Raw genomic sequence first — 10,694 nt, 5'->3', positions numbered from 1 at the left:
AGAAACAGAGGATCAGAGGCTAGCGCCTCAGTTTGAGGTTGCGCTCTTCAGGCTCGCACAGGAAGCTGTGTCTAATGCGCTAAAGCATTCTGAATCTGAAGAAATTACAGTCAAAGTTGAGATCACAAAGGATTTTGTGATTTTAATGATAAAAGATAACGGTAAAGGGTTCGACCTGAAGGAAGCGAAAGAGAAGAAAAACAAATCATTCGGCTTGCTGGGCATGAAAGAAAGAGTAGATTTATTGGAAGGAACGATGACAATAGATTCGAAAATAGGTCTTGGGACATTTATTATGATTAAGGTTCCGTTATCTCTTTGACTATGATTTGTAAAATAGAGCCAAAAGGCATATTGACCGAATGCTAGAGTATATAGAACAATAATATAAGGAGGCGTGGCTTGTGACTAAAGTAAACATTGTTATTATCGACGACCATCAGTTATTTCGTGAAGGTGTTAAACGGATATTGGATTTTGAACCTACCTTTGAAGTGGTAGCCGAAGGTGATGACGGGGACGAAGCGGCTCGTATTGTTGAGCACTATCATCCTGATGTTGTGATCATGGATATCAATATGCCAAACGTAAATGGTGTGGAAGCTACAAAACAGCTTGTAGAGCTGTATCCTGAATCTAAAGTAATTATTCTATCAATTCACGATGACGAAAATTATGTAACACATGCCCTGAAAACAGGTGCAAGAGGTTATCTGCTGAAAGAGATGGATGCTGATACATTAATTGAAGCGGTTAAAGTAGTGGCTGAGGGCGGATCTTACCTCCATCCGAAGGTTACTCACAACCTCGTTAACGAATTCCGCCGCCTTGCAACAAGCGGAGTTTCTGCACACCCTCAACATGAGGTTTACCCTGAAATCCGCAGACCATTACATATTTTAACTAGGCGGGAATGTGAAGTGCTGCAGATGCTTGCAGACGGAAAAAGCAACCGCGGTATTGGTGAATCATTGTTTATCAGTGAGAAAACCGTTAAAAACCATGTCAGCAATATTTTACAAAAAATGAATGTAAACGACCGGACGCAAGCCGTTGTGGTCGCCATTAAAAATGGCTGGGTAGAAATGAGATAGTATAATAGGAGACTTGCCTTTTACTAGGCAGGTCTTTTTTTAGGCTGCCGTTTCCCTTACAATAGAGTTATAAAGCAATAAGGCAGGTATCGAAGCTATGAATATTGCAGTCGTAACAGACAGCACGGCATATATTCCGAAAGAAATGCGTGAACAACATCAGATACATATGATCCCTCTCCAGGTTGTTTTTAGGGAGGAGACTTACCGTGAAGAAATTGAGTTGGACTGGAAAAGCTTTTACGAAGAAGTGAAAAAACATAATGAGCTCCCGACGACTTCTCAGCCGCCAATCGGCGAGCTGGTTGCGTTGTATGAAGAGCTTGGCAAGTCTTATGATGCGGTTATCAGTATCCATCTTTCCAGCGGGATCAGCGGAACATTCAGCAGTGCGGCAACGGCTGATTCAATGGTCGACAATATTGATGTGTATCCATTTGATTCAGAGATAAGCTGTTTAGCCCAAGGCTTTTATGCTCTTAAAGCCGCTGAATTAATTAAAAACGGAGCATCATCGCCGGAAGATATTATAAAAGAATTGGAAGAAATGAAAAAAACAGTTCGAGCTTATTTTATGGTAGATGACTTAGCTCATCTTCAGCGCGGCGGGCGATTAAGCAGCGCCCAAGCCTTCATTGGTAGTCTTCTAAAGGTAAAGCCTATCCTTCATTTTGACAATAAGGTAATTGTGCCTTTTGAGAAGATTCGCACACGTAAAAAAGCAATTTCGCGAATTTATGAGCTTTTAGATGAAGATGCGAGTAAAGGGTTGCCTATGCGAGCTGCTGTTATCCACGCTAATCGAGAGGAAGAAGCAGCGAAAATCATTGAAGAGCTTTCTGCAAAATATCCTCATGTTGAATTTTATAACAGCTATTTTGGCGCGGTAATCGGCACTCATTTGGGTGAAGGTGCGCTAGGAATTTGCTGGTGTTTTAAATAAGGCCAAATCTCCGTTTTTAGAGCGGAGATTTTTTTATATTCTTATTTTAATAGTTGGACAGAAAATATTCATTCAGGCATACTGTCTCGAAAGGAGGCGTGCTATGTGAATGTGCCAGTTGAAAAAAACAGTTCCTTTTCTAGAGAATTGCAGCAGACGCTTCGAAGCCGTCATTTACTCAGGACTGAGCTCTCATTTTCCGATGAGATGATTGAATGGCATATCAAGAATGGATATATCACTGCTGAAAATTCTATATCCATAAATAAACGGAGATATAGATGTAATAGGTGCGGACAAACTGATCAGCGGTATTTTTCTTTTTATCACTCATCTGGAAAGAATAAGCTGTATTGCCGTTCCTGTGTCATGATGGGCAGAGTGAGTGAGGAGGTTCCTTTATATTCATGGGAAGAGGAAAATGAACCAAACTGGCAGTCAATTAAACTGACATGGGACGGCAAGCTTTCAAGCGGACAACAAAAAGCCGCCAATGTTTTAATTGAAGCAATATCAAAAAAAGAAGAGCTCCTCATCTGGGCGGTTTGCGGCGCTGGCAAAACAGAAATGCTGTTTCCTGGTATAGAATCAGCGTTAAATCAAGGACTGCGTGTATGTATTGCAACACCTCGCACCGATGTTGTATTAGAGCTTGCTCCAAGGCTCAAGGCTGCCTTTCAGGGTGCTGACATTTCAGCGCTTTACGGAGGAAGCGATGACAAAGGGCGGCTATCTCCGCTTATGATTTCCACTACGCATCAGCTTTTGCGATATAAAGATGCAATCGATGTTATGATCATTGATGAAGTTGACGCTTTCCCATATTCTGCTGATCAAACCCTTCAATTCGCTGTTCAAAAAGCAAGAAAGAAAAACAGCACCCTCGTTTATTTAAGTGCAACACCTCCTAAAGAATTAAAAAGAAAAGCACTGAACGGACAGTTACATTCAGTTCGCATCCCCGCAAGACACCACCGGAAACCTTTACCCGAACCGCGCTTTGTATGGTGTGGAAACTGGAAGAAGAAATTAAACCGAAATAAAATTCCGCCAGCGGTGAAAAGATGGATAGAGTTTCATGTAAAAGAAGGGAGGCCTGTTTTTTTATTCGTTCCTTCCGTTTCTATTCTGGAAAAGGCTGCTGCGTGCTTTAAAGGTGTTCATTGCCGAACCGCATCTGTGCACGCGGAAGACAAGCATAGAAAGGAGAAAGTGCAGCAATTCAGAGATGGTCAGCTCGATCTATTAATCACAACAACAATACTGGAAAGAGGCGTCACAGTCCCCAAGGTGCAAACGGGTGTACTAGGAGCGGAATCGTCTATCTTTACGGAAAGCGCACTTGTTCAAATTGCAGGAAGAACCGGCCGGCATAAAGAATATGCGGACGGCGATGTCATTTACTTTCACTTCGGCAAAACAAAGAGTATGCTCGATGCAAGAAAGCATATAAAAGAAATGAATGAATTGGCAGCAAAAGTTGAATGTACAGACTAGCCATTATTTGAAAACGTGGTACAGTATACTCATATAACCGATGATGAGGAGCTGTAAAAATGCTTGTCAATTCAAAAGAAATCGTAATGAAAGAACTGCTCGACCGATATATGGACCAGCTTCATATGGCCTGTACTTGCCAAGTATGCCAAAACGATGTATTGGCACTTTCTTTAAACAAAGTGAGTCCATCCTACGTTACTGATCTTAAAAAGATCGCATATACGAAAGCTGAGCTGGTAGATAAACAAAAAAACACAGCAATGCTTGTCATTTTGGCTGAATCTGCTGCAGTAGTTTCAGAGAGTCCAAGCGATTTATGTCAAACGAAGCAGGAGGAGGCATTCATAAACTGATCTGTTTATTATGTGATTCGCAATTTTCTCAAGATGTTACATGGAGAGCCCTTTTTTTACTAAAGCCTGATGAAAAGGTTTGTTATTCTTGCAGAAGCAAATTAAAGAAAATCACAGGACATATCTGCCCCCTGTGCGGCAGACCTCAATCTGTTCATGCCGTATGCAGGGATTGCGAGGTGTGGAGAACAAGGATCAGAGACAGTTTGCTATTGCGTCAAAACCGTTCAGTTTACACATATAATGATATGATGAAAGAAGCGCTCTCCCGTTTTAAATTTAGAGGAGATGCAGAAATCATAAATGCATTTAAAAGTGATTTTTCTTCAACCTTTTCTAAGGTTTACCCCGATAAGCATTTTGTTCTTGTACCTATTCCGCTGAGCAAGGAACGGGAAGAAGAGCGCGGTTTTAACCAGGCACAGCTCTTGGCAGAATGTTTAGACCGGCCTTCCCACCATCCCCTCATTCGCCTGAATAATGAGAAACAGTCAAAGAAAAAGAAAACAGAACGCCTGCTATCAGAGCGCATTTTTGATACAAAAAATAATTCAGCAGCAGGTATGAATATCATTTTAATAGACGATCTTTATACAACAGGCGCCACCTTGCACTTCGCAGCCCGTTGCTTATTAGAAAAAGGAAAAGCCGCTTCAGTGTCATCTTTTACCTTGATCAGAAGCTAAATGATTCTGTTTTTATGCCGATATAATCACTAGAAATTGACACAGGCATATTATCTAATAAGGAGAAAAAAAGATGGGAGAACTGGCTAATTGTCCGAAATGCAATGCTTTATTTTTAAAAACAAAGCTGCAAACCGTATGTCAGGCGTGTATTAAGGAAGAAGAAAAATCATTTGAGACTGTCTATAAATTTTTAAGAAAACAGGAAAACCGGCAATCAACTTTGAGCCGGATAACTGAAGAAACAGGTGTGGAAGAAGAGCTGATATTGAAATTCATCAGGCAGAAGCGAATTCAGATCACTCATCTTCCTAATTTGGCATACCCTTGTGAAAGGTGCGGGACATCGATTAGAGAAGGCAAATTCTGCAAGGCTTGCCAGTCCGATATTAAGGATCAAATGGATCATTTGAACCACGAGGATGCTCTGAAAATCGAGAAAGAAAATAGTAAAAAAGACACATACTATGCCTATAATACCAAAAACAGCTGATTCCCTAAACTAACTGAAAACGCAGTCGATAAAAGGGTTAAGATTGTTTAAAGACTGCAACGGAAAGCGAGAGGAATCCTATGAAAATCAATCAATTTGGAACACAATCCGTTAATCCATATCAAAAAAATTATGATAAGCAAGCGGTGCAAAAAACTGCTGCACAGTCTCAAGATAAAATTGAAATTTCATCACAGGCTAAAGAAATGCAACATGCATCCGACGCAGTCACTGGTTCACGACAGGAAAAAATTGCGCAGCTTAAAGCGCAAATTGAAAACGGGTCATACAAAGTAGACGCAAATCATATCGCGAAAAATATAATTAATTTTTATAAAAAGCAATAAAAAAGGAGAAAGCCCATGTCAGCGAAGGCAATTATTGAACAATTGAAGCGACTTTGCGTTCTGCATGAGCACCTGCTCACGCTGTCTGAAGAAAAGACGGAAGCGCTCAAAGCCGGCAAAACAAAAGAGCTTTCTAACATTTTGACAAAAGAGCAAAAATATATTCAAGCGATCACGCAGACAGAAGATGACCGGATCAAAACAACTTCGGCCTTTCTCGGATATAGCGAAAATAATACTATTTCCGCATGTATCGCCAAAACCGCAGGCAGTGAAAAGGAAGAGCTGGAACAACTATACGAGTCTCTTTCTCAAGTTCTCGGACGTCTGAAAAAAGTAAATGAGATGAATAGGCAGCTGACAAGAGACGCGCTGCAATTCATCTCTATTTCGTACGATATGCTGGTTCCTAAGGAAAATAACTTCAATTACAGCAAATCAATTAAAGCTGAGCTGCCGAAAAGCAGCCAAATGAAACTGTTTGATTCAAAAGCTTAGCAGAAAGGAATTCAGAAAATGACATCTACCTTTATGGGGCTTGAAACTGCAAGGCGGGCGTTAAGCGCTCAGCAGGCAGCTTTAAGCACTACTGCAAATAACGTGGCAAATGCCAATACTGATGGTTATACAAGACAGCGGGTCTCATTGGAGGCAACTGACTATTTCCCTGCTGTATCCAAAAACGCAGAAAAAACAGCGGGACAAATGGGTACGGGCGTTCAAGGAAAATCAGTTGAGAGAATAAGAGATATCTTTCTTGACTACCAATACCGTCTTCAAAACAACAGTGCCGGATACTATGACACGAAGGCCAAAGCGCTGTCCCAAATGGAAGGCGTTTTAAATGAAACGGATGACAGCGGCTTGAACAGTGTGCTCAATTCGTTTTGGAACTCCCTGCAGGAATTATCGAATAATACAAATGAAGAAAGTGCACGTTCTGTTGTTGCTCGAAAAGGACAAGCTGTAGCTGAAACGTTTAATTATATTTCTGAATCACTTACAAATGTCCAATCGAATTTAAAAGCAGAGCTAAATACAACTGTGTTGGATGTCAATTCTCTGCTTTCTCAATTAAACAGTTTAAATAAGCAAATTGCACAAGTAGAGCCGGTCGGGCTTCTTCCGAATGGCTTATATGATCAGCGAGATTTGCTGATCGATAAATTATCCTCAATGGTTGATATCAAAGTCAGCTACAACAAATCAGGCGGGAATGCACTTGCATCTGCTGAAGGAACTGTATCAATTGAAATCCTTGATAAAAATAAACAGTCGCTGGGAACTGTTTTGGACGGTAAAAATTACGAGGTTTCAGAACTTGCAGCCAACTATGATAATGAAACTGGGTTAGTATCAAGTATTTCAATCGGGGATACAGCTGTACAGGCGGAGTCCTTTAGCAGCAAGGGATCCCTTTTAGGATTTATAGAGTCTTATGGGTATATAACAGCAGATGGCCAAGAAAAGGGCGTATACCCGGAAATGCTTTCTGATCTTGACAATATGGCGCTTGAATTCGCGAAAGCTTTCAATGAAGTGCACAGAAATGGTGTGACCAAGAGCGGTGAACAAGGCGGAGACTTTTTTGATTTTACTGGCGGTGAAACTGAACCTGCCAAGGGCGCGGCGGGCAAGATCAAAGTAGCTGACAGCATAATAGATTCAAAAGGCGCAAACATTGCTTTCTCACTGACTGGCGCAGCCAACGATAACGCAAATGCTACAAAATTAGCAAATGTTTTAACCGGTAAAATAACCATTAACGGTAAAGAAACTAGTGTTTTAGATTATTATGCGGGTCTGATTGGCGAGCTAGGGATCGAAGCTCAAGAGGCTAATCGACTGGCGTCTAATACAGAAACACAGCTGAATGATGCTGACATAAACCGTCAGCAAATGAGCGCAGTTTCTTTAGACGAAGAAATGACGAATATGATTCAATTCCAACACGCATACAATGCAGCTGCAAGAATGGTGACTTTACAAGACGAATTGCTTGATAAAGTGATCAACGGCATGGGTGTTGGAGGAAGGTAGGTAGAGTCACATGAGAGTAACACAAGGCATGATACAGCAAAACTCACTGAGATATATCGGTTCGAGCTACTCGAAGCTGGATAAACTCCAGTCGCAGATTTCTTCAGGGAAAAAAATCTCAAAAGCTTCCGACGATCCTGTAGTAGCAATGAAAAGCTTAAAGTATAATACGCAACTGTCTCAAGTGCAGCAGTACAAAAGCAATGCTTCTCAAGCCTTTACCTGGCTCGAAAACACAGAAACAAACATTACAGAAGGAATTGACATCCTGTCAAAGGTCAGAGAATTAGCGGTTGAAGCTCAAAATGATACAAACGGCGAGTCGGAGCGGCAAGCGATTGGCGTAGAGGTAAAGCAGTTAAAGGAACAGCTTTTAAATATTGCGAATACACAAGTGAACGGCAGATATATCTTTAATGGCACAAATTCAGATAAGCCTCCGGTTACAGATAACGGAGACGGAACTTATACAATTTCTGATACAGCTGATGTCGTAGTCAATATATCAAATAATATGTCATTGAAAGTGAATTCAGATCCAAAGTCAGCTTTTGGAGGCACTTCTGAAAGCGGGCAGAATGTATTTGAAATGCTTGATTCTTTTGAGAAAGCACTAAATTCTGGTTCGCTAGATGGCATGGACAGTGTTTTAGATGATATTGATCATTTTTCTGACGGCATGAGTGCTGAACGATCTGATCTTGGAGCGAGATATAATCGTCTTGAATTGGTTAATACAAGACTGTCAGCGCAAGAAGAAACAGCTACCAAAGTGTTATCAGACAATGAAGATGTAGAACTGGAAGAAGTAATAACTGAATTTATTGCGCAGCAAAGTGTGCACAGGGCTACTCTGGCCGTTAATGCGCAAATTGTTCAGCCTACATTAATTGACTTTTTAAAGTAAGCGGCTCTCAGGAGTTCGCTTTTTTTATAGTTCAGGAGGTAGAGTGATGCAGATTCCCAGATTGATTATGCATAGTGTTCAAGGAAAAATTGGTTTAACAACGACACCTGCCAGCTTAAAAATGGAGCAGCCTCAAGCTGATCTAGAGATCGAACAGCCGAGTGCGGAAATGGAAATATCGGTGACACCTGGAAAACTCACGATTGACCAGACACAAGCATGGGAAGAATTAGACAGAAAGCATGTTTTCAAGAGAATTGAAGAAGCCGCACAACAAGGGCATGAGGATGTAATGGAGGGAATAGCGCGTACTGCAGAAGAAGGCGACGAGCTTATGAGGATTGAAAATAAGGGGAACCCAATCGCTTCACAAGCAAGGAGGAACTCTGAAATGCACCAAATTCAATTAGGCGAAAATTATGCTCCTTCTCTATCTAGGGTGAAAATACAATATACTCCGTCACAGCTTGATGTTCAGATTACGCCGCGAAAGCCTGTTATTCAGGCTGAGCCGCATAAGCCAATTGTTGAATATACGCCAGGAAATGTTAAGGTTGACATGCTCCAATACCCTGATTTAAATATAGATGTAGAATACCCGAAAGAATCACCCGAAAAGTAAAAAGAAAAGGATCGTGAACAATGATCATTCATACGAAGTACCATGGCCAAATGAACATAAAAGAAGAACAAATCATTCTTTTTGAAAGCGGGATTCCAGGCTTTTTAGAAGAAAAACAATTTGTCATACTTCCGCTTTCAGAAGACTCTCCATTCGTGGCACTGCAGTCCGTCACTTCAGAAAATCTTGCGTTTATCGTCGTAAGTCCGTTTATCTTTTTTAAGAATTATGAATTTGATCTTGATGAATCAACTGCTGAACTTTTGGATATCGATAATATTCAAGACGTAGAAGTCATGACAATATTGACTATGGCAGAGCCATTTGAAAAGTCTACTGCGAATTTATTGGCTCCCATTATTGTGAATCGCAAGAACATGATGGCTAAGCAAGTCGTTTTACACGACTCCTCATATACGACAAAGCATCCGATTGGAGGAGAATCATGCTAGTTTTATCGCGGAAAATAAGCGAAGCGATTCAAATAGGTGCTGATATTGAAGTAAAAGTGATTGCGGTTGAGGGGGATCAAGTGAAGCTTGGAATTGACGCCCCAAAGCATATTGATATTCACAGGAAAGAAATTTATTTGACCATTCAGGAAGAAAATAACCGTGCAGCAGCGTTATCCAGCGATGTGATCTCCGCATTATCCTCACAAAAAAAGTGAGGATTTTTTTATTTTTGTATTAACAAAATCAGAGACAATCCGATATTAATGATGTAGCCGGGAGAGGGCAAAAATGGCTCCGCCGATTACAAAATTGAGGCACAAGGACGTGCCTAAACAACATATTCAGGGAGGAAATAAAAATGAGAATTAACCACAATATTGCAGCGCTTAACACACTGAACCGTTTGTCTTCAAATAACGGTGCAGCACAAAAGAATATGGAGAAACTTTCTTCAGGTCTTCGTATCAACCGTGCGGGAGATGACGCAGCAGGTCTTGCGATCTCTGAAAAAATGAGAGGACAAATCAGAGGTCTTGATATGGCTTCTAAAAACTCTCAAGACGGAATCTCTCTTATCCAAACAGCTGAGGGTGCATTGACTGAAACTCACTCAATTCTTCAACGTGTTCGTGAGTTAACTGTTCAAGCGGGTAACACTGGTACTCAAGATGCAACGACAGACCTTCAAGCCATTCAAGATGAAATTGATAACCTTCTTGATGAGGTAGATGGAATTTCTCAACGTACAGCTTTTAACGGTAAAAACCTTCTTGATGGTACGCAGACAAATGGATTCACTTTCCAAATCGGTGCCAACAAAGGTCAACAATTAACAGTTAACATTGGGGATATGAGTACTGCGGCTACAGGTCTTGACATGTTAAAAGCAGATTACAAAGTAACAACAGCTACGGCAGCTAACACAGATGCGCTTTTAACTAAAGTAGATTCTGCAATTAACAAAGTATCTTCTGAGCGTGGTAAACTTGGTGCGGTACAAAACCGTCTTGAGCACACAATCAATAACTTGAGCGCTTCTGGTGAAAACCTGACTGCTGCTGAGTCTCGTATCCGTGACGTTGACATGGCTAAAGAGATGAGCGAGTTCACAAAGAACAACATTCTTTCTCAGGCTTCTCAAGCGATGCTTGCTCAAGCAAACCAACAGCCACAAAACGTACTTCAATTGTTACGTTAATTTTAAAAAAGACCTTGGCGTTGCCAGGGTCTTTTAATTTATATTTCTATCTCCGA

General features: G+C 40.9%; 14 protein-coding genes and 1 pseudogene. All 15 read left to right on the top strand.

Annotated elements, in window-relative coordinates; genetic code table 11:
* Positions 1–322: pseudogene (gene degS, locus RAC86_RS28960) on the top strand (two-component sensor histidine kinase DegS); the annotation flags it as partial.
* A gap of 82 nt (positions 323–404) precedes the next feature.
* A complete protein-coding gene (gene degU, locus RAC86_RS28955; RefSeq protein ID WP_003219701.1) occupies positions 405–1,094 on the top strand; it encodes a two-component system response regulator DegU in 690 nt (229 codons plus the stop codon).
* 97 nt (positions 1,095–1,191) lie between these two features.
* The gene (locus RAC86_RS28950; RefSeq protein WP_038429731.1) at positions 1,192–2,037 is read left to right on the top strand and encodes a DegV family protein; all 846 of its coding nucleotides are present in this window, start codon (positions 1,192–1,194) and stop codon (positions 2,035–2,037) included.
* A 105-nt stretch (positions 2,038–2,142) separates the two neighbouring features.
* Positions 2,143–3,534 (top strand): ATP-dependent helicase ComFA, encoded by a 1,392-nt coding sequence (comFA, locus tag RAC86_RS28945; protein ID WP_128993466.1) that lies wholly within the window; start codon positions 2,143–2,145, stop codon positions 3,532–3,534.
* Positions 3,535–3,593: 59 nt separating this feature from the next.
* Positions 3,594–3,890: a late competence protein ComFB gene (gene comFB / locus RAC86_RS28940; protein ID WP_015483764.1), complete on the top strand. Its 297-nt coding sequence runs from the start codon at positions 3,594–3,596 to the stop codon at positions 3,888–3,890.
* Positions 3,854–4,576 carry a comF operon protein ComFC gene (gene comFC, locus RAC86_RS28935; RefSeq protein ID WP_029725992.1) on the top strand — a complete coding sequence of 241 codons (723 nt, stop codon included), beginning with the start codon at positions 3,854–3,856 and terminating at the stop codon, positions 4,574–4,576. Before comFB ends, comFC begins: the two co-directional genes overlap by 37 nt.
* A 73-nt stretch (positions 4,577–4,649) precedes the next feature.
* Positions 4,650–5,069 carry a TIGR03826 family flagellar region protein gene (locus tag RAC86_RS28930; protein WP_003227995.1) on the top strand — a complete coding sequence of 140 codons (420 nt, stop codon included), beginning with the start codon at positions 4,650–4,652 and terminating at the stop codon, positions 5,067–5,069.
* Positions 5,070–5,149: 80 nt separating this feature from the next.
* On the top strand, positions 5,150–5,416 hold the full coding sequence (flgM, locus tag RAC86_RS28925) for a flagellar biosynthesis anti-sigma factor FlgM (RefSeq protein ID WP_161986330.1): 267 nt from the start codon (positions 5,150–5,152) through the stop codon (positions 5,414–5,416).
* 15 nt (positions 5,417–5,431) lie between these two features.
* Positions 5,432–5,914: a flagellar protein FlgN gene (gene flgN / locus RAC86_RS28920; protein ID WP_377886310.1), complete on the top strand. Its 483-nt coding sequence runs from the start codon at positions 5,432–5,434 to the stop codon at positions 5,912–5,914.
* 18 nt (positions 5,915–5,932) lie between these two features.
* Complete coding sequence (gene flgK / locus RAC86_RS28915) at positions 5,933–7,456, top strand: flagellar hook-associated protein FlgK (protein ID WP_003228001.1); 1,524 nt, start codon at positions 5,933–5,935, stop codon at positions 7,454–7,456.
* A gap of 10 nt (positions 7,457–7,466) precedes the next feature.
* Complete coding sequence (flgL, locus tag RAC86_RS28910) at positions 7,467–8,363, top strand: flagellar hook-associated protein FlgL (protein ID WP_015714797.1); 897 nt, start codon at positions 7,467–7,469, stop codon at positions 8,361–8,363.
* A gap of 46 nt (positions 8,364–8,409) precedes the next feature.
* On the top strand, positions 8,410–8,985 hold the full coding sequence (locus tag RAC86_RS28905; RefSeq protein ID WP_015384781.1) for a DUF6470 family protein: 576 nt from the start codon (positions 8,410–8,412) through the stop codon (positions 8,983–8,985).
* 20 nt (positions 8,986–9,005) lie between these two features.
* The gene (gene fliW / locus RAC86_RS28900; protein ID WP_003228007.1) at positions 9,006–9,437 is read left to right on the top strand and encodes a flagellar assembly protein FliW; all 432 of its coding nucleotides are present in this window, start codon (positions 9,006–9,008) and stop codon (positions 9,435–9,437) included.
* Entirely contained in the window at positions 9,431–9,655 is a 225-nt protein-coding gene (csrA, locus tag RAC86_RS28895) for a carbon storage regulator CsrA (protein ID WP_033884178.1), read from the top strand. The genes fliW and csrA overlap by 7 nt, the downstream gene beginning before the upstream one ends.
* Positions 9,656–9,798: 143 nt before the next feature.
* A complete protein-coding gene (gene hag / locus RAC86_RS28890) occupies positions 9,799–10,638 on the top strand; it encodes a flagellin Hag (protein WP_033884628.1) in 840 nt (279 codons plus the stop codon).
* Positions 10,639–10,694 lie beyond the last annotated feature (56 nt).

It is taken from the genome of Bacillus sp. LR_5 (assembly GCF_042709275.1).
This window is presented reverse-complemented; position numbering and strand designations above follow the sequence as displayed.

Bases quoted from the DNA above. Each gene is read 5' to 3' on its own strand.
- comFB (WP_015483764.1), top strand. From the start codon at position 3,594: ATGCTTGTCAATTCAAAAGAAATCGTAATGAAAGAACTGCTCGACCGA.
- hag (WP_033884628.1), top strand. From the start codon at position 9,799: ATGAGAATTAACCACAATATTGCAGCGCTTAACACACTGAACCGTTTG.
- RAC86_RS28905 (WP_015384781.1), top strand. From the start codon at position 8,410: ATGCAGATTCCCAGATTGATTATGCATAGTGTTCAAGGAAAAATTGGT.
- csrA (WP_033884178.1), top strand. From the start codon at position 9,431: ATGCTAGTTTTATCGCGGAAAATAAGCGAAGCGATTCAAATAGGTGCT.
- RAC86_RS28930 (WP_003227995.1), top strand. From the start codon at position 4,650: ATGGGAGAACTGGCTAATTGTCCGAAATGCAATGCTTTATTTTTAAAA.
- flgN (WP_377886310.1), top strand. From the start codon at position 5,432: ATGTCAGCGAAGGCAATTATTGAACAATTGAAGCGACTTTGCGTTCTG.
- RAC86_RS28950 (WP_038429731.1), top strand. From the start codon at position 1,192: ATGAATATTGCAGTCGTAACAGACAGCACGGCATATATTCCGAAAGAA.
- flgL (WP_015714797.1), top strand. From the start codon at position 7,467: ATGAGAGTAACACAAGGCATGATACAGCAAAACTCACTGAGATATATC.
- flgM (WP_161986330.1), top strand. From the start codon at position 5,150: ATGAAAATCAATCAATTTGGAACACAATCCGTTAATCCATATCAAAAA.
- flgK (WP_003228001.1), top strand. From the start codon at position 5,933: ATGACATCTACCTTTATGGGGCTTGAAACTGCAAGGCGGGCGTTAAGC.
- comFC (WP_029725992.1), top strand. From the start codon at position 3,854: ATGTCAAACGAAGCAGGAGGAGGCATTCATAAACTGATCTGTTTATTA.
- fliW (WP_003228007.1), top strand. From the start codon at position 9,006: ATGATCATTCATACGAAGTACCATGGCCAAATGAACATAAAAGAAGAA.